This is a genomic window from Saccharopolyspora gloriosae (genome assembly GCF_022828475.1).
Classification (GTDB): domain Bacteria; phylum Actinomycetota; class Actinomycetes; order Mycobacteriales; family Pseudonocardiaceae; genus Saccharopolyspora_C; species Saccharopolyspora_C gloriosae_A.
The window spans coordinates 3,650,919-3,669,291 of record NZ_CP059557.1 but is presented as its reverse complement, the minus strand read 5'-3'; the positions used below and the strand labels follow the sequence as shown (position 1 = coordinate 3,669,291).

At 69.8% G+C, this 18,373-nt stretch carries 17 protein-coding genes and 1 riboswitch; of the genes, 10 read left to right on the top strand and 7 right to left on the bottom strand.

What is annotated here, in order from left to right; genetic code table 11:
* Positions 1–418 precede the first annotated feature (418 nt).
* Positions 419–1,942, top strand: coding sequence for an acetaldehyde dehydrogenase ExaC (exaC, locus tag H2Q94_RS15750; RefSeq protein ID WP_243787862.1), 1,524 nt, complete (start codon positions 419–421; stop codon positions 1,940–1,942).
* Entirely contained in the window at positions 1,942–2,349 is a 408-nt protein-coding gene (locus H2Q94_RS15745; protein WP_243787861.1) for a DUF779 domain-containing protein, read from the top strand. Before exaC ends, H2Q94_RS15745 begins: the two co-directional genes overlap by 1 nt.
* Positions 2,350–2,534: 185 nt before the next feature.
* Here the strand turns inward: H2Q94_RS15745 and H2Q94_RS15740 are convergent, their stop codons facing one another.
* Both H2Q94_RS15740 and H2Q94_RS15735 read right to left on the bottom strand, forming a co-directional pair.
* A complete protein-coding gene (locus H2Q94_RS15740; RefSeq protein ID WP_309501031.1) occupies positions 2,535–4,127 on the bottom strand; it encodes a beta-N-acetylhexosaminidase in 1,593 nt (530 codons plus the stop codon).
* A 118-nt stretch (positions 4,128–4,245) separates the two neighbouring features.
* Positions 4,246–6,123, bottom strand: a complete 1,878-nt coding sequence (locus tag H2Q94_RS15735) for a propionyl-CoA synthetase (protein ID WP_258718610.1) — start codon at positions 6,121–6,123, stop codon at positions 4,246–4,248.
* A 407-nt stretch (positions 6,124–6,530) separates the two neighbouring features.
* Here H2Q94_RS15735 and H2Q94_RS15730 point away from each other — a divergent pair, with 407 nt between their 5' ends.
* From H2Q94_RS15730 to H2Q94_RS15695, 8 genes are all read left to right on the top strand, one after another.
* Positions 6,531–6,743 carry a hypothetical protein gene (locus tag H2Q94_RS15730; RefSeq protein WP_243795720.1) on the top strand — a complete coding sequence of 71 codons (213 nt, stop codon included), beginning with the start codon at positions 6,531–6,533 and terminating at the stop codon, positions 6,741–6,743.
* Positions 6,744–7,156: 413 nt separating this feature from the next.
* Positions 7,157–7,714, top strand: a complete 558-nt coding sequence (gene clsA / locus H2Q94_RS15725; protein WP_243795718.1) for a cardiolipin synthase ClsA — start codon at positions 7,157–7,159, stop codon at positions 7,712–7,714.
* Between the two features lie 185 nt (positions 7,715–7,899).
* On the top strand, positions 7,900–8,283 hold the full coding sequence (gene gcvH, locus H2Q94_RS15720; RefSeq protein WP_243795717.1) for a glycine cleavage system protein GcvH: 384 nt from the start codon (positions 7,900–7,902) through the stop codon (positions 8,281–8,283).
* 115 nt (positions 8,284–8,398) lie between these two features.
* On the top strand, positions 8,399–8,860 hold the full coding sequence (gene garA / locus H2Q94_RS15715; protein ID WP_243787857.1) for a glycogen accumulation regulator GarA: 462 nt from the start codon (positions 8,399–8,401) through the stop codon (positions 8,858–8,860).
* Positions 8,861–9,328: 468 nt separating this feature from the next.
* Complete coding sequence (locus H2Q94_RS15710) at positions 9,329–9,805, top strand: bifunctional nuclease family protein (protein WP_184479390.1); 477 nt, start codon at positions 9,329–9,331, stop codon at positions 9,803–9,805.
* Positions 9,806–10,137: 332 nt separating this feature from the next.
* A complete protein-coding gene (locus tag H2Q94_RS15705) occupies positions 10,138–10,704 on the top strand; it encodes a MerR family transcriptional regulator (RefSeq protein WP_243787856.1) in 567 nt (188 codons plus the stop codon).
* Between the two features lie 125 nt (positions 10,705–10,829).
* A riboswitch (glycine riboswitch) is annotated at positions 10,830–10,930 on the top strand.
* A gap of 168 nt (positions 10,931–11,098) precedes the next feature.
* Positions 11,099–13,996 carry an aminomethyl-transferring glycine dehydrogenase gene (gene gcvP / locus H2Q94_RS15700; RefSeq protein WP_243787854.1) on the top strand — a complete coding sequence of 966 codons (2,898 nt, stop codon included), beginning with the start codon at positions 11,099–11,101 and terminating at the stop codon, positions 13,994–13,996.
* A gap of 89 nt (positions 13,997–14,085) precedes the next feature.
* Positions 14,086–14,370, top strand: coding sequence for an iron-sulfur cluster assembly accessory protein (locus H2Q94_RS15695; protein ID WP_184479387.1), 285 nt, complete (start codon positions 14,086–14,088; stop codon positions 14,368–14,370).
* A 170-nt stretch (positions 14,371–14,540) separates the two neighbouring features.
* Here H2Q94_RS15695 and H2Q94_RS15690 read toward each other — a convergent pair whose 3' ends face one another.
* From H2Q94_RS15690 to H2Q94_RS15670, 5 genes are all read right to left on the bottom strand, one after another.
* Positions 14,541–15,413 (bottom strand): 3-methyladenine DNA glycosylase, encoded by an 873-nt coding sequence (locus H2Q94_RS15690; RefSeq protein ID WP_243787853.1) that lies wholly within the window; start codon positions 15,411–15,413, stop codon positions 14,541–14,543.
* Between the two features lie 93 nt (positions 15,414–15,506).
* The gene (locus H2Q94_RS15685) at positions 15,507–15,923 is read right to left on the bottom strand and encodes an acyl-CoA thioesterase (RefSeq protein ID WP_243787852.1); all 417 of its coding nucleotides are present in this window, start codon (positions 15,921–15,923) and stop codon (positions 15,507–15,509) included.
* A 3-nt stretch (positions 15,924–15,926) separates the two neighbouring features.
* Complete coding sequence (locus H2Q94_RS15680) at positions 15,927–16,340, bottom strand: MaoC family dehydratase (RefSeq protein ID WP_243787851.1); 414 nt, start codon at positions 16,338–16,340, stop codon at positions 15,927–15,929.
* Positions 16,337–16,786, bottom strand: coding sequence for a hypothetical protein (locus H2Q94_RS15675; RefSeq protein WP_243787850.1), 450 nt, complete (start codon positions 16,784–16,786; stop codon positions 16,337–16,339). The genes H2Q94_RS15680 and H2Q94_RS15675 overlap by 4 nt, the downstream gene beginning before the upstream one ends.
* Positions 16,783–18,330, bottom strand: coding sequence for an AMP-binding protein (locus H2Q94_RS15670; protein WP_243787849.1), 1,548 nt, complete (start codon positions 18,328–18,330; stop codon positions 16,783–16,785). Before H2Q94_RS15670 ends, H2Q94_RS15675 begins: the two co-directional genes overlap by 4 nt.
* Between the last annotated feature and the right edge of the window lie 43 nt (positions 18,331–18,373).

Below are 18,373 nucleotides of genomic sequence, written 5' to 3'. Positions count from 1 at the left end.
CGGCGCCACCCGCCGGTGGGGCGGTGCGGACGGAGAGTCCGCCGGAGACTTGTCGCGGCACTGCGCCGAACGGTGTCGACCAGGTGCGGAGACGGCCAGGCGCCGCGGTGAGCCAGTGTCTTCTCCTCTCCCCGCCGAGCAGTCCGGCATCGCCACGAGCCGGCAACGATTCGGTTCAAGATCCGGACCTGGCACGGTACCGAACGGTGCTGAGGCGGTCACGCTCGGAAGCTGCTCCGCCGGTGCGGTGGAGCGCGCTCGATCGGACCATCCTGGACCGTGACGCAGGCAACAAGCAAGCATGGTCACTCCGTTGCCGTCCGGTCCCGGTCTCCCGCAACGCACCGGCAACGTCACTGCAACGTTGCCGTCCGTAGCTTCTCGACGACACCGCACAACGTCGTACGGGAGGCACCGAATGACCCTCTACGCAGCACCGGGAACCGCCGGATCGGTGGTCGAGTTCCGCTCGCGTTACGACCACTTCATCGGCGGCGAGTACGTCGCGCCCGCCAAGGGCGGCTATTTCGAGAATCCGTCGCCGATCAACGGCAAGGCCTTCACCGAGATCGCTCGCGGCACCGCCGACGACGTGGAGCGCGCGGTGGACGCCGCCGAGGGCGCCGCGGTGGCGTGGGGACGCACCGCGCCCGCCGAACGCGCCGGGGTGCTGTTGGCCATCGCCGACCGCATGGAGCAGAACCTGGAGAAGCTCGCGGTCGCCGAGAGCTGGGAGAACGGCAAGCCGGTCCGGGAGACGCTGGCCGCCGACATTCCGCTGGCCATCGACCACTTCCGCTACTTCGCGGGCGCGCTGCGAGCTCAGGAGGGCTCGCTGTCGCAGATCGACCCCGACACCGTGGCCTACCACTTCCACGAGCCGCTCGGCGTCGTCGCCCAGATCATCCCGTGGAACTTCCCGCTGCTGATGGCGACCTGGAAGCTGGCACCGGCGCTGGCGGGCGGCAACGCGATCGTGCTCAAGCCCGCCGAGCAGACGCCCGCATCGATCCACGTGCTGCTGGAACTGATCGCGGACCTGCTGCCGCCGGGCGTGCTCAACGTCGTCAACGGGTTCGGCGTCGAAGCGGGCAAGCCGCTCGCCTCGAACCCCCGGATCCGCAAGGTCGCCTTCACCGGTGAGACCACGACCGGACGGCTGATCCTGCAGTACGCCAGCGAGAACATCATCCCGGTCACCGTGGAACTCGGTGGCAAGAGCCCGAACATCTTCTTCGACGACGTCGCCGCCAAGCGCGACGCGTACTACGACAAGGCGCTCGAAGGCTTCGCGATGTTCGCCCTCAACCAGGGCGAGGTGTGCACCTGCCCGTCGCGGGCGCTGGTCCAGCAGGGCATCTACCGGGACTTCCTGGCCGATGCGGTGGCCCGCACGGAGACGATCAAGCAGGGGAACCCGCTGGACACCGACACCCAGATCGGCGCCCAGGCCAGCAACGACCAGCTGGAGAAGATCCTCTCCTACATCGACATCGGCAAGCAGGAAGGCGCCAAGATCCTCACCGGCGGCGAGCGCATCGAGCACGGCGGCGATCTCGCGGGCGGCTACTACGTGCAGCCCACGATCTTCGAGGGGCACAACAAGCAGCGGATCTTCCAGGAGGAGATCTTCGGCCCGGTCCTGTCGGTGGCGTCCTTCGCCGACTACGACGAAGCGGTGAAGACCGCCAACGACACCCTCTACGGTCTCGGCGCCGGCGTCTGGTCCCGCGACGGCAACACCGCCTACCGGGCGGGCCGCGAGATCCAGTCCGGCCGGGTGTGGGTGAACAACTACCACACCTACCCGGCGCACGCGGCCTTCGGCGGCTACAAGCAGTCCGGCATCGGGCGCGAGAACCACAAGGTGATGCTCGACCACTACCAGCAGACGAAGAACCTTTTGGTGAGCTACGCCGAGAGCGGCCCGGGGCTGTTCTGATGGGCGACACCGACACGGGCACTCCCGCACGGGTGGCCGTGACCCCGGAGGCGGCGGACCTGATCCGCCGCCTCCGGGCGCAACACGGCCCGGTGATGTTCCACCAGTCCGGCGGGTGCTGCGACGGGAGTGCCCCGATGTGCTACCCGCAAGGCGAGTTCCGCACCGGAGTGTCGGACGTGCACCTCGGTGATCTGGCCGTGCACGACGAGAACGGCGAGCCGGATCCGGTGCCGATGTGGATGTCCGGCCCCCAGTTCGAGTACTGGAAGCACACCCACCTCACCATCGACGTGGTACCGGGGCGGGGGAGCGGTTTCTCCTTGGAGGCGCCCGAAGGCGTGCGCTTCCTGATCCGTTCCCGGCTGCTCACCGACGAGGAGTGGGCAGGCCTCGGCGAAAGCTGACCGGCGCCGAACGAGCGGCGGAGTGAACGGACCGTTCGTCCAATCCGCTTGGACGAACGGACCGTTCACTCCATCTCAACTCCGCTGGACGGCGTGGCCTCCGGGTGCGCGTGCAGCCGGGTGTGAGTGGGTGAACGGACCGTTCGTCCAGTCGGATCGGGCGAACGGTCCGTTCACTCGTGCGTTCACGGCCAGGGGATCTGCGGGGAGCGGGTGAAGCCGATGCCCGCCGCCGTCCAGCGCGGACCCTGCTCGGCGAGCCGGGTGCGGAACGACTCCCAGTCGTGCGTCGCCGCAGGCGACCAGCCCAGCTCGGCGATCGCGGGCAGGCGCGGGAACGCCATCGTCTCCAGGTGCGCGGAGTTCTCCAGCGTCTCCGTCCACATCGGAGCCTCGATGCCGAGCACGGACTCCGCGGGCACGCCGGGCAGGTGGCTCGCCGGGTCCCAGCCGTACGCGTCGGCGACCTCGATGTAGGCGGCCCAACTCAGGCCGAGCTCGGTGGACTCGTCGTACTTCATGTCCAGATAGGACTTGTCGGCGGGCGACATCAGGATCTTGTTGCCGCGGGCGGCGGCCGCCGCCATCGTGTCGGCCTCCGCGGCCTCGACGCCCCAGTACTGCACGACCGAACCGGCCTGCGGCTCGGCCTTGGCGTACTCGTGCCAGCCGACGGCGGTCTTGCCGTACTTCTCCACGATCGGCAGCGCCCGGTCCATGAACGCCCGGTACTGCTCGTCGCTCGTCGCGTCCGCCTCATCGCCGCCGATGTGCAGGTACGGGCCGGGGGTGAGCGCCGCGATCTCGCGGATCACGTCGTCCAGGAACTCGTAGGTGACGTCCTTGTCCACGCACAGCGAGCTGAACCCGACCTCGATGCCGGTGTACAGCGGTGGCGCGACCCCGTCGCAGTTGAGCTCCGCGTACGACGACAGCGCCGCGTTGGTGTGCCCGGGGGTGTCGATCTCCGGGATGATGGTGACGTGGCGGGACTCCGCGTAGGCCACGATCTCGGAGTAGTCCTGCTGCGTGTAGAAGCCGCCGGGGCCGCCGCCGACCTCGGTGCTGCCGCCGTGCTCGGTGAGCCGCGGCCAGTCGTTGATCTGAATCCGCCAGCCCTGGTCATCGCTCAGGTGCAGGCGCAGGAAGTTCATCTTGTACAGCGCGATCTGATCGATGTAGCGCTTCACCGACTCGACGTCGAAGAAGTGCCGGGCCACGTCGAGCCCCGCCGCCCGGTGCTCGTACCGCGGCCGGTCGGTGATCTCACCGCCGGGGATCGTCCACGGCCCCGGTCGCACCTGCGGGCTCTCGATCGTCGCGGGCAGCAGCTGGCGCAGCGTCTGCACGCCGTTGAACAGTCCGTCCGCGCCGCCCGCGTGCAGGGTCACCGCGTCGCCCGCGACGTCGAGCCGGTATCCGGCAGGCCCGAGGTCCGCGTCGTCGAGGCGCAGCGCGACATCGCCCGCGCCGCCCTCGGCGACCGGCAGCGGGAACCCGGTGGCGGGACGCAGCACTCCGGCGAGGTAGTCGGCGACCTCGCTCGCACCCGGATCGGCGCTGATCGCGCTCTCGGCGGTCAGCGTGAACTCCACGCCGGGATCTTCGCGCACCGATTCCGGAGCGGGGATGACCTGGTGCAGCGGGGATTCCGGCGCGGCGACCGCCGCGGGCGTGATCGTGCTCAGAGCTCCGGCGGTGAGCACACCGGTCAGCAGCGCCGCCGTCGCGGCGCGGACCCGGCGCGCGCGGACCGGTCGTGAGGAGGTGAGGGGCATGGGCTCGCTCCCGGTAGGGGACGTGGTCATAAAGGTATAGACCACACTCGCCCTCTTGAGCAGCGCCCGAACGGACGTATCGGACGCCGTTCGAGACGGTGGCGAGCCCGGCTCCGGATCAGCGGCCGCCGCGCAGCGACTCCCGCAGGTTCTCCAGAACCGCCGGATCCTCGATCGTCGACGGCACCTTCGTCTCCCCGGAGTCCGCGATCTCGCGCATCGACTTGCGCAGGATCTTGCCGGAGCGGGTCTTCGGCAGGCCGTCGACCACGTCGACGTCGCGGAACGCCGCGACCGGCCCGATCTGGTCCCGCACCGACGCCACCAGCTCGGCGCGCAACGTCTCCGGATCCACCTCCACGCCGGACTTGAGCACCACGAACCCGCGCGGCACCTGGCCCTTGAGCTGGTCGTGCACGCCGACCACGGCGCACTCCGCCACCGCCGGATGCGTCGCGAGCACCGCCTCCATCGAGCCCGTGGACAACCGGTGGCCCGCGACGTTGATCACGTCGTCGGTGCGGCCCATGACGAACACGTAACCGTCCTCGTCGATGTGCCCGCTGTCGCCGGTGAGGTAGTAACCGGGGTAGCGGGACAGGTACGACTCGCGGAACCGTTCGTCATCGCCCCACAACGTCGGCAGCATGCCCGGCGGCAACGGCTGCTTGATGCAGATCGCGCCCTCGGAGCCGTGCGGCAGCTCCTCGCCGGACTGATCCAGCACCCGCACGTCGAACCCCGGCACCGGCACCGTCGGCGAGCCCGGCTTGATCGGCATCGGCTCCAGGCCCCGCAGGTTCGCGCAGATCGGCCAGCCCGTCTCGGTCTGCCACCAGTGATCCACCACCGGCACGTCCAAGGTCCGCACGGCCCACTGGTAGGTCTCCGGATCGAGCCGCTCGCCTGCCAGGAACAACGTCCGCAGGCTCGACACGTCGTAGCGGGCGAGCTCGGCGGCCTCGTGATCCACCCGCTTGATCGCCCGGAACGCGGTGGGCGCCGTGAACAACGCTTTCACGCCGTGCTCGGCGATGACCCGCCAGAACGCCCCGGCGTCCGGAGTACCCACCGGCTTGCCCTCGTAGACCACTGTCGTCGCCCCGGCCAACAGCGGACCGTAGACGATGTAGGAGTGCCCGACGACCCAGCCCACGTCCGAGGCGGTCCAGAACACCTCGCCGGGGCCGATGTCGTAGATCGCGTTCATCGACCAGCGCAGCGCCACGGCGTGACCGCCGTGGTCGCGCACCACGCCCTTGGGGAGGCCGGTGGTGCCGGAGGTATAGAGCACGTACAGCGGATCGGTCGCCGCCACCGGCACGCAGTCGGTGGGTTCGGCGGCGGCGAGTTCCGCCGCCGCGTCCGCCTCGCCGGGGCCGAGCTCGGCGTGGGCCTGCTCCCGCTGGAAGATCAGCACGCCGCCTTCCGGGCGGTGCTCGGCGAGCCGCAGGGCCTCGTCCACGATGGGCTTGTACTCGACCACCCGGTTCGGCTCCAGGCCGCAGGAGGCGGCCACCAGCACCGTCGGCAGGGCGTCGTCGATCCGCGCGGCGAGCTCCTTCGGCGCGAAACCGCCGAACACCACCGAATGCACCGCGCCGATCCGCGCGCACGCCAGCATCACCACCAGCGCTTCCGGGATCATCGGAAGGTAGACGATCACCCGGTCGCCCTTGCCGACCCCGCGCGCCCGCAGCGCGCCCGCGAACCTGGAGACCCGGTCCAGCAGTTCGCGATAGGTCCAGTGGGCCACCTGCCCGGTCATCGCGGAATCCCAGATCACCGCGTCCTGGTCGCCGCGTCCGTCGCGGACGTGCCGGTCCAGCGCGTTGAAGCAGGTGTTGAGCACTCCGTCCGGGAACCACCGGCCGGACTCGTCCAACGCGGTGGTCGGTGCACGGTCCCAATCGACGGTCGTGGCGGCCTCCAGCCAGAACCCTTCGGGGTCCGTGAGGCTTCGCCGGTAGGCGTCGGCGTAGGCGCTCATGAGCATGACCTCCTTGGCGGTGTTCCGGGCCTCAGTGTCCTACCCGACGAGGGTCCGTTCGCGCCAGCATCCGCGCCGCGCCGGTGGTGCGGGGTTCGTTTCCGTCCCGCGCGAAATCATGCGACAGTCCACAATGGGCGATCGGCGGACCGAACGGTTTCCGTCGCGACAACAGAGTGATCGTGGCGATTCACGACGAACGGTCGGTGTGAGTTCTGCCGAGCCGAACCCGCGCACTTTCAAGATCATCCGCTCATCGCGCGGTTCTCCCGCTGGGCGCACCCCCATGAATTCAAGGGAACTTGCGGTCATGGATCGAACACAATGCGTGGGTGGGGGAGGCGGTCGGTTAACGCGAACCGCGGCCCGGCCGACAACCGTGATGGAGGTGTCAAGCATTGATCAGCGTGGAAATGACCTACCGGGACGGCGCCGCCGATGGCGATGCCGAGACGGCGGAACTGCCCACCACCCCGTGCAGCGTGGTCTGGAGCGGCGGCCACTCGTTCGTCCTTGAAGGCGCGGGCGGCCGCGCCCGTTGGGCCGGCGTCGACGACCGCGGCCGAGCGCGCTTCCTCACCGACGCGGAACTGCAGCGCCGTGGCTGGAGCCACGACCGCGGCTGACCGGTTCGTCCACCCCCGGCCGCTCCGGCTACCGCAAGGGGGGTGTGGCACCCTGATCCGAGCGGGCGCCGAGGCGCCCGAGAACCGCAGGCGCAGGTGAGCGCCGCGCGGCGGATCGCACAACCGTGTCAGGGAGGGCTGTGGTGCAGGACGCCGACGGCACCACGGCCGGAGCCAAAGGCCGAGGTGAAGCGGGCGATCCCACGTCCCCGGAACCGGCAGGATCCCGAATGACCGAACACGACGAACCGGACCGAGGCGCGGACGCCTCGGATCGGTCGTCGCAGTCCGGAGAACCTTCCCGCGCGGAAGCGGCGCCCGGCGCCGAGGAGCGCTCGACGGCGGCCGCACCGCCGGATCCGGGCATCGCCCGGATCAAGGAAGTCGCCGCCGGAGTCTGGGACGACCCCTGGATGACGTGGCCCAACCTGCTCAGCGCGGTGCGGCTCGCAGGTGTTCCGCTCTTCCTGTGGCTGCTGCTCGGGCCGCAATCGGACCTGCTCGCACTGCTCGTGTTGGTCGTCAGCGGTGCCACCGATTGGCTCGACGGAAAACTGGCCCGCTGGCTCGACCAGTACAGCCGGGTGGGCGAACTGCTGGACCCCGCGGCCGACCGGCTCTACATCGTCGCGACGCTGTTCGCGTTCGTGCTCCGCGACGTGATCCCGTGGTGGGCCGCGGCCGCTCTGATCGGTCGCGACGTCGTGCTCACGCTGTGCCTTCCGGTGCTGCGCTGGCACGGATTCGAGCCGCCGGAGGTGCACTACCTCGGCAAAGCGGCCACGTTCTGCCTGATGTACGCGTTCCCGCTGTTGTTGCTGGTGCAGGAGGACTTCGCCTTCGAGAGCGTGGTGCGACCGGTTGCCTACGCCTTCACCTGCTGGGGCGGGGCGCTCTACGTGTGGGCCGGCGTCCTGTACCTGATGCAGGTTCTGGGCGCCGTGCGCGCGGCCCGTTCCCGTAGCGCCTGACCCGGAACCCGGCGGTTGATCCCCCTCGCCGCGCCTGGTACCGGTGCCGTGTCGATCACGGCGTGCCCATCTTGCGGCCGAAAGCGGCCCCGACCTAGGCTCGCGTGGCCCGTCGCGATCATCGCGTGCGGGTGCGGCGGCGCACTTCGCCCCGCTCACGGCTCGACGAGGAAGGCGGGACCCCAGTGGCCCCGGACGGGATCAAGTACACCCAGGATCACGAGTGGGTGCTGCGCACCGGCGAGGCGACCGTGCGCGTCGGGATCACCGACTACGCCCAGCAGCAGCTCGGCGATGTCGTGTTCGTGCAGCTTCCCGAGGTGGGCGAGACCGTCGAGGCCGGTGGCGGCATCGGCGAGGTCGAATCGACCAAGAGCGTCTCCGACATCTACGCGCCCGTCGCCGGCGAGATCGTCGCCCGCAACGAGCAGCTCGACGACCAGCCGGAGCTGGTCAACTCGGAGCCGTTCGGCGAAGGCTGGATGATCGAGATCAAGCTCGCCGACCCGGCCGCGCCCGACGACTTGCTCCAGGAAAGCGACTACCAAGCCCTCATCGACCAGGGATGATCGTTGATCTCGGGTTCGCAGTCGGCTTGAGGTGGGAGTCCCGCGTCTGCGACCTGGGACGGCACGGTACGTTTGACCGCACTTGCACGACCCATCCGCGCAGAGGAGAGCTCAGGTGAGCCAGAACGACGGGCCCGGCGGCGTTCCGCCGGAGCAGTCACCGGAGACCACCTCGGTCTTCAGGCCGTTCCTCTCGGAGCCGGAGAGCACCGAGAGTGCGACCCCGGAGCCGGCAGCGGCCTCCGGGGTCGATGCGTTGCCCGCCGGGGCTGCCCTGCTGGTGGTCAAGCGCGGCCCGAACGCCGGGTCGCGATTCCTGCTCGATCGGGAGACCACCAGCTCCGGACGCCACCCGGACAGCGACATCTTCCTCGACGACGTGACGGTGTCCCGTCGGCACGCCGAGTTCCGGCGAGAGGGCAACGACTTCGTCGTCGTCGACGTCGGCAGCCTCAACGGCACCTACGTCAACCGGGAACCGGTGGACACCTCGGTGCTCGCCAACGGCGACGAGGTGCAGATCGGGAAGTTCCGGTTGGTGTTCCTGACCGGTCCGATCGAGGGCCAGGGCCGCTAAGGCGAGCGTTCCGTGTACCGAGCGCATCGGGGCGGCGCCTGGCGGCGTCGCCCCGATCGTTCTCGGCGGTGATCGCAACTCGGTCCGCCGCCGGCCGGTGATCACCACGGCCGTTCGGGCGGCCGGGGTGCGGCGTGGTTCCGGAGCTGTTCTCCGCGATCCGCAACGGGTTCTGCGGATGGCGGTGCGGTGTATCGTGGCGGTGGACGTCGTTCGCTCGTGAGCAGGTGGGCAACGGTGTCAGGAATCGCCTCGGGTCGGTGTTCGGACCGAGGCGGACAACAAGAGCCGGGTATCGGCGATCGATCGGTACGAGGCTGTGAACGAGCCGGAAAAGCCGTCCACCGAGCGGAAAATTCGGGCGGAGGCGATGGCCACCGCCGTATCGCGGGTAGCGTCAGAGGCGTCGGTGCGCGATCCTCGACCAAGGATGTCACGCTTCGGCGCGCTGGAGGAGGCGATGAGACGATGAGCAGCGAAATGCGCGTCGTCGGCGTGCGAGTGGAACTACCAGCCAACCAGCCGATTCTGCTGCTGCGCGAGACCGAGGGCGAACGGTACCTGCCGATCTGGATCGGATCGGTGGAGGCCACCGCGATCGCGTTGGAGCAGCAGGGCGTGCGACCGGCCAGACCGCTCACCCATGACCTGCTCAAGGACGTCATCGGCGCCCTGGGGCGGGACCTGGAAGAGGTGCGGATCACCGATCTGCAGGAGGGCACGTTCTTCGCCGAACTCATCTTCGATGGAGACGTGCGGGTCTCGGCACGCCCGAGTGACTCGGTGGCGCTGGCGTTGCGGGTCGGAGTGCCGATCCACGCCGACGAGTCGGTGCTCGACGAGGCCGGGCTGATCATCCCGGACGAGCAGGAGGACGAGGTCGAGAAGTTCCGGGAATTCCTGGACTCGGTCTCTCCGGAGGACTTCCGCGGCGCCGATACCTGATCCGGACAGCGGGCTCACGGCCCGCTCGGGTGCCGCAATCCGGCTCCCGGTGCGCGTTCGCACCGGGAGCCTTTTCATGCGCTCGTGTCCGCCGCGTGAGCCGGGCCGCGCCGGGCGTCACACCGGGGTGGGCGCGCGGCTCCGCGCGTCGCGTTGACCCGCTCACGGGCCGGGCTTACCGTCGGAGTGCGCGAATCGCCCCGATGTGATTTTCCAGGTCGGGGAAGGTCGAAGCCCCGGTTCCATGATCGTTCGTCCATTCGGCGGATGATCATGCGTCGAGCCGGGTTCTGGTGGTTCGCCGGCTTCGAGCCGGGCGAGGGGAGGCAGGCGTGGTGGAGCGAGCACCTGGCGAGGAATCCGCCGCGGAGCAGTCGGCACCGTTCCCCGACACCGCGCTACCGGACGAGCTCGTCGGTTACCGCGGCCCCGCGGCGTGCCAGATCGCCGGCATCACCTACCGGCAGCTGGACTACTGGGCGCGCACCAAGCTGGTCGGCCCGTCGATCCGCGGTGCCGCGGGATCCGGGTCGCAGCGGCTGTACTCGTTCAAGGACATCCTGGTGCTCAAGGTCGTCAAGCGGCTGCTGGACACCGGAGTCTCGCTGCACAACATCCGGGTCGCGGTGGAGCACCTGCGGCATCGCGGGGTGCGGGATCTGGCCAAGATCACGCTGTTCAGCGATGGAACGACCGTCTACGAGTGCACTTCTGCGGAGGAAGTGGTGGACCTGCTGCAAGGCGGGCAGGGCGTGTTCGGCATCGCGGTCAGCGGTGCGATGCGCGAGATCACCGGCACCATCCACGAGTTCCCCGCCGAACGTGCCGATGGCGGTGAGCACGAGGAGCCGGTGAACGACGAGCTGTCCCGCCGTCGCCGGGATCGCCGGACCGGCTGAGCGCCGCGCCACGTGACGCCTGCGTCACCGCCCGTCAACGCCGTGACCGGCGCATTGGGATGATCGAGCGGGATGAAGATCGCACTTTCAGTCGTCACTGGATCGGGTAGGCTGCGGTGCATCGCTGACCCCGCGCGGGAGAGTTCGCCGGTGACTGGTCACCGGCGGCGCCGAAGGAGCAAACCCTCCCCGACAACCTCTCAGGCTGCTGGACCGCACGGGCGAGATACCTCTGGAAAGAGGGACCATCGGTAGGTGGTTCCCCGCCGACGGTGCAAGCCCGGTCGCCGTACCGGGTGAAGCTCTCAGGCGTTCGCGTCGCGGACGGTGACAGAGGGGGAGAGCAGCATTCGTGCTGCCGCCCTGTGTCCGTCGCGATGAATGAGGTGTGGCGATGACGACCGAAGACCGTATCCCGCTGGCCGCCCTGGAACACGGCACTCCGTTCGCCGACCGCCATGTCGGGCCGTTGCCCGCCGAACTGGCGCGCATGCTGGACGTGATCGGTGTCGGCTCCCTGGAGGAACTGGGGCAGGCCGCGGTGCCCGAAGGCATCCGCGAACGCGACCTGCAGTTGGCGCTGCCGGAGCCGGCCACCGAGGCCGAGGCGCTCAAGCAGCTCCGGGACTTGGCGCGGCTCAACAGCCCGCACACCGAGATGATCGGGCTGGGGTACTACCCGACGATCACGCCGCCGGTGATCCTGCGCAACGTGCTGGAGAGCCCCGCCTGGTACACGGCGTACACGCCGTACCAGCCGGAGATCTCGCAGGGCAGGCTCGAGGCGCTGCTGAACTTCCAGACGATGGTCGCCGACCTCACCGGGGTGCCGGTGGCGAACTCGTCGATGCTGGACGAGGCCACCGCGGCCGCCGAGGGCATGACGCTGGTTCGCCGGGCCGGCCGGGCGAAGTCGCCGCGGTTCGTGGTGGACGCCGACGTCATGCCGCAGACCCTGGAGGTGCTGCGGACCCGCGCCGAGCCGCTGGGCATCGAAGTGATCGTCACCGACCTCTCCGCAGGCCCGGACGGGTTGCCGGAGGACGACTTTTTCGGCGTGCTGCTGGCCTACCCCGGCGCCTCCGGTGCCCTGCGCGATCACGAGGCGATCATCGAGCGCGTGCACGAGCGCGGCGGGATGGCCGTGGTGAGCGCGGACCTGCTGGCGTTGACGCTGGTGCGCGCTCCCGGTGAGATCGGCGCCGACGTGGTGGTCGGCACGACCCAGCGCTTCGGCGTGCCGATGGGCTTCGGCGGCCCGCACGCCGGGTACATGGCGGTGCGCAAGGGCATCGAGCGACAGCTGCCCGGCAGGCTGGTCGGGGTGAGCGTCGACGCCGACGGCTCTCAGGCCTACCGGCTCGCGCTGCAAACCCGCGAACAGCACATCCGCCGGGAGAAGGCGACGAGCAACATCTGCACCGCGCAGGTGCTGCTGGCGGTCGTCGCGTCGATGTACGGCGTCTACCACGGGCCGAGCGGGCTGCGGGCGATCGCGCGCCGGGCGCACCGGATGGCCGCGGTGCTGGCCGAGGCGCTGCGCCGGGGCGGTGTGCGGATCGAGCACGCGGAGTTCTTCGACACGATCGTCGCGCGGGTTCCGGGCCGCGCCGCCGAGGTCGTGCGGGCGGCCCGCGAGCGTGGCATCAATCTGCGGCACATCGACGACGACCTCGTCGGCATCAGCTGTGACGAGACCACCACCAGGGAGACGCTGCTGCGGGTGGTCGAGGCGTTCGGGATCACCGACGGATCGGTCGCGGGCATCGACGCGCTCGACGCGGAGACCGCGGACGCGCTGCCCGGTGCCTCGTTGCGCACGTCGGAGTACATGACGCACCCGGTGTTCCACACGCACCGCTCGGAGACCTCGCTGCTGCGCTACCTGCGCCGCCTGTCGGACTCCGATGTGGCGCTGGACCGGAGCATGATCCCGCTGGGCTCCTGCACGATGAAGCTGAACGCGACGGCCGAGATGGAGCCGATCACCTGGCCCGAGTTCGCCGAGGTGCACCCGTTCGCACCCGCGCAGGACGCGACGGGGCTGCTGGAGATCGTGCGCGACCTGGAGCGCTGGCTCGCGGAGATCACCGGGTACGACGCGGTGAGCCTGCAGCCGAACTCGGGCAGTCAGGGCGAGTTCGCGGGGCTGCTGGCGATCCGCGCCTACCACCACAACCGTGGTGAGTCGGCGCGTGACGTGTGCCTGATCCCGGCGAGCGCGCACGGCACGAACGCCGCCAGCGCGGTGATGGCGGGGCTGCGGGTGGTCGTGGTGCGCTGCGACGACAAGGGCAACATCGAGCTGGACCACCTGCGCGAAGTCGTCGACCAGCACCGCGACGACCTGGCCGCGATCATGATCACCTACCCGTCGACGCACGGCGTGTACGAGGACACCGTGGAGCAGGTGTGCGGCCTGGTGCACGACGCGGGCGGTCAGGTCTACGTCGACGGGGCGAACCTCAACGCGCTCATCGGCCTGGCGCGGATGGGCAAGTTCGGGTCCGACGTCTCGCACCTGAACCTGCACAAGACGTTCTGCATCCCGCACGGCGGCGGCGGTCCGGGCGTCGGCCCGATCGGCGTGCGCGAGCACCTGGCGCCGTTCCTGCCGAACCACCCGTTGCAGCCCGCGGCCGGTCCGGAGACCGGTGTGGGGCCGATCAGCGCGGCACCGTGGGGCAGCGCGTCGATCTTGCCGATCTCCTGGGCGTACGTCCGCATGATGGGATCCGACGGGCTGCGGCGGGCGACGCTGACCGCCGTCGCGGCGGCGAACTACGTGGCGCGGCGGCTCGACGAGTACTTCCCCGTGCTCTACACGGGCACCGGCGGGTTCGTCGCGCACGAGTGCATCCTGGATCTGCGGCCGATCACCAAGGCCTCCGGCGTGACGGTGGACGACGTGGCGAAGCGGCTCGCCGACTACGGCCTGCACGCGCCCACGATGTCGTTCCCGGTGGCGGGCACGTTGATGGTCGAGCCGACCGAGAGCGAGAACCTCGCCGAGCTGGACCGGTTCTGCGCGGCGATGATCGCGATCAAGGGCGAGATCGACAAGGTGGCGAGCGGCCAGTGGCCCGCGGACGACAACCCGCTGGGCCAGGCGCCGCACACCGCCGCGTCGCTCGCCGGGCCGTGGGAGCACGCTTACAGTCGAGCGGAGGCCGCCTACCCGCTGGGTACCGACACGCAGAAGGTGTGGCCCGCGGTGCGCCGGATCGACGGCGCACGGGGCGATCGGAACCTGGTGTGCTCGTGCCCTCCGCTTTCGGCGTACGAGAGCTGAACGTCCCAGCGGGGGTGAGCGGGTGTTGTGGGCGATGCACTACGGTGGGCGGCTCCATCATCCGAATCGCCTCCGAGAGGAGTGCAGCAATGCTCACGATCAGCGAGAGCGCAGCTGAGGTCATCAAGGTCGTTCTGGCCGGCGGTGACTCGCCCGAGGGTTCGGGGCTGCGCATCGCCCCGGTCGCCGACGAGGCCGGTCAGGCCGAGTTGCAGGCGGCGATCGCCAGCGAGCCGCAGGGAGACGACCAGGTGGTGGAGGAGTCCGGTGCTCGGGTCTTCCTCGAGCCTCAGGCCGCAGAGCTGCTGGGCGACAAGGTGCTCGACGCCGAGCGCGACGACAACGGCGAGCTGAACCTGGCCGTCCGGGACTGAACGTGATCGGCCCGCCGCTTCGGTGGCGGGCCGGTCCGTTCCGTTCCCGGCCCCGCACAAGCGGGGAGCGGCGGTGAGCGTCGCGATCGGTCGTTTCATGCGATGAAGATGCCGGCCAGGTTCTCGGGTCCGCCGATGGAGCCTGGCCATCGTGCTGTCCGGGGGACCGGTCAGGAAGCCGGTTCCAGGGCGAGCAGGTCCGCGCACACCTGGATCAGGCGGGCGCGCAGCGGAGCGGCCCGTTCGGCGAAGTCACGTTGCCTGCGCACGTATTCGGCGCGGCCTTCGGCGGTCTCCACCGCGATCGGCTCGTAGCCGAGGGCGCTGAGGTCGTAGGGACTGGCGCGCATGTCCGCTTCCCGGATCTCCACCGCGAGTTCGAAGCAGTCGGCGACGAGCTCGGCGGGCACCAGCGGATCGAGCTTGTAGGCCCACTTGAACATGTCCATGTTGTTGTGCAGGCAGCCGGGCTGTTCCAGTGCGGTCTGCTCGGCGCGGGTGGGTTGCAGCGCGTTGAGCGGCCGGGCCGGTTCGGTGAAGAAGCGGAACGCGTCGTGGTGGCTGCACTTGATCGGCATCGACTCGACGACCTCATCGGTGCCCGCGTGCCCGAGGCGAAGCGGCCACGCCTCGTGGCGGACGTCGCCGGGGGAGGTGCGGTAGAGCATCGCCCACTCGTGCAGTCCGAAACAGCCCAGGTGCGGCCGCCGGGACCGCACCGCGGTGAGCAGTCCGTGCACGAAGCGCGCCGTGTCGCGGCGCTTGGCGGTGAGCATCGCGGGGTCGAGGGCCACACCGTCCGGGGTGGCGAGGTAGCCGCGTCGCTCGAGGAACTCGTCGCCGCCGGCCAGCGCGACTCCGATGCCCGGATGCCAGCGTTCCAGCAGCGACGGCTTGTGCGAGTAGTAGGTGAACAGGAAGTCCATCACCGGGTGCTTCTCCCCGGCGCGCTGCCTGCGCCGATGCGGAACGGTCCAGTGCTCGACCCGCTCCTGGTGCGCGGCTCGGCGGGCACGCCATTCCTGTTCGCCCAGCACTCGCATAGTGCTGCCAGGATAGGTCAGCGGTCCGCGCGGGCTGTTCGGCGGTGTCGAGATCGTCTCGTGCGGTCGGGGAGGGCGGTGATCCGAGTCAGATCAACTTCCCGTCGCGGCGCGCAGCGTTTCGAGCAGCTCCCGCAGCCGTTGCGGAATCGGGGTTTTGGCGCCCTCCGGCGTTCGGCAGGCGAAGGTCATCCGCCCGTAGGTGACGAGCTCGCCGTCTCGGGTGAACTCGAAGCCCACCGAATAGGACGTGGTGCCGATCCGCTCCCGCACCGGCGCGCAGGTCAGCTCGTCGAACACGTGCACCGGCGCCAGGTAGGTCGCTTCGGAGTGCACGCCGACGGTGCCCGCGCCGAGTTCACCGGCGAGCTCGGCGGAACGCAGGCCGTGGCCGTGCAGCCAACTGCTGTAGGTGCGCTCCATCCACGGGTAGTAGATCGCGAAGTACGCGATGCCCAGCGCGTCGCAGTCCCCGTAGGACAGCCGGAACCGCTGCACGTCGTCCGTCACCGTTCACCTTCCGATATGGACGGTCGCGGTGCCCGAGAGCACCGGATCGCCGCCGAGCACGTCGAGTCCGACCTCGCAGTGGGCCAGGCGTTCACCGTCCTGTTCGGACACTTCCGTCACAGTGCCGTGCGCACGCAGGCGATCCCCTGCGTGCACCGCGCCGAGATGGCGCAGCCGCAGCTCCCGGACCCGGTGCGCGCCACCGGCCCACCGGCTGAGCAGGTTCACCACGTAAGCCTGGTTGAGCGGCCCTTGGTTGATCACCCGATCGCCGAGCCCCAGCCCGCGCACCGCGGCGACGTCGAAGTGGATCGGGTTCGCGTCCCGCATCAGCGCCGACATGGTCTTCATCTTCTCGGCGCTGATCGGGCCGACCCGGTATTCCGGCAGCACGTCGCCGGGCCGCAGCGCGTTCACCGGCTCCTCCTCGGGAAGATGATCGAGCTCGTGCAGGTCGCGGCGAGCTCTCCGGAGGTCTCGTGCAGGTCGAGGCGGTATCCGACCAGATCGAACACCCCGGTCCGCGCGCCGCGTTTGCGCCGCGCCGACTCGATGCGGCCGCGCACCGCGTAGGTGCCGCCGACCCGCAGCGACCGGTGCTGCACGGTGTGGATCTCCCCGGCCATCGGACCGTCGGATTCCCGCGCGCCGAACCACGACCACAGCTGCTCCCAGGACACGCCCATCGCCGAGGTCGCGGCGAGGAACACGAACACCGGGCTCCCCGCCTCGTCCGCGGGGTCGGCCAGCGCGCAGTCGTTGACGAGCCGGACCCACCACTGCTCGAAGGTGAATTCGCCGCCGGGGAACTCGGTGCCGACGAGCTCGGCCAGCCCGGCCTCGTCGGGTACGGCAGTTGTCATATCGACCGCTCCTGATCAGCCCAGTAGGGGTCGCGCAGCTCACGCTTGATCACTTTGCCGGTCGGCGCCTTGGGCAGGCTCGCGACGAAATCCACCGACCTCGGCTTCTGGTAGGAGGGCAGGTGCCGCTTGGCGGTGCCGATGATGTCCGCCTCGGTGGCCGCGGCGCCGGGTTTGAGCACGACGACGGCCTTGACGTTCTCGCCCCACTCCTCGTCGGGCACGCCGATCACCGCGCACTCCAGCACCGACGGGTGGGCGGCGACGGCCTCTTCGACCTGCACGCTGTAGATGTTCTCGCCGCCGGAGACGATCATGTCCTTGGCCCGGTCGACGATGTAGACGTAGCGCTGCTCGTCCCAGGCCGCGATGTCGCCGGTCCACATCCAGCCGTTGCGGACGGTGCTCGCGGTCAACTCCGGCCGGTTCCAGTACCGAGCCATGTTCGCCTCCGAGCGCACGATGATCTGGCCAGGGGTGCGCCCGTCGCGCGGCACCTCGGCCCCGCCGGAGTCGACCACGCGCAGCCGCGCGCCGAAACCCTCCCGCCCGCAGGAACGCAACCGGTGCGGATGGTCGCCCGCGAGCGCCGCGACGTGATCCTCCTGGGACAGGAACGTCATGCCCGGCCCTTCCGTCTGGCCGTATCCCTGGATCAGCGAGCACGGGAACGAATCCAGGGCGGCGCGCACGATCGACGAGGGCATCGGGCCGCCGCCGTACTGGATGTTGCGCAGGCTGGACAGGTCGTGACCGGCGAAACCGGGTACGGCCATCATCCAGTTCAGCATCGTGGTGATGCCCAGGAACGCCGACACCCGCTCCTGCTCGATGATCCGCAACGCCTGCTCGGCCTGGAAGTTCACCAGCACCAGCGGGCACCCGTGCCGGAGGTAGTTCATCGCGAGCACGATCGGGATGTGGAACATCTGCCCGGTCATCAGGTAGATGTCGCCGGGCACGATGCGTTCCGCCACGGTCTGGTTGAGCCCGCCCGCCTCCGCGCTGCGGTGCGTGTGCAGGGCGCCTTTGGCGCGTCCCGTGGTGCCTCCGGTGTAGAGGATGAAGAACGGGTCGTCGCCGCCGATGTGCTCGCTGCGGTCCGGTTCGGCGTCGCTGGACGCGGCGAGCAGCTCCTCGTATCCGGCTGCGAACTCCAGCCAGTGCGGCACGTCGCAAGCCCGTTGCAGCAGCCGGACCTGCGCCGACCACTCGGCTTCGGCCACCACCACGCGAGGCGTCCCGTCCTGCACGAGCCGGATGAGCTCATCGGCCGACAGCCGCCAGTTCAGCGGTTGCAGCACCAGCCCGGCCCGCCCGCAGGCGAAGTACAGCTCCAAGTACTCCACGCGGTTGCGCGCCAGCACCGCCACCCGATCGCCGGGGCTCAGCCCGAACCCGAGCAGGCCGTTGGCGAGCCTGCGCACCCGCTCATCGAGTTCCGCCCAGCTCACCCGGCGCTCGTTGGGCACGTCGTAGACGGCTTGCGCATGCGGTGTCAAGGCTGCCCACTTGGCCGGGATGAACCCCTGGTTGATCGTCACGGCGCGCTCAAGAGTCCTTTCGCAACGATGGCGTGGCGGTGCC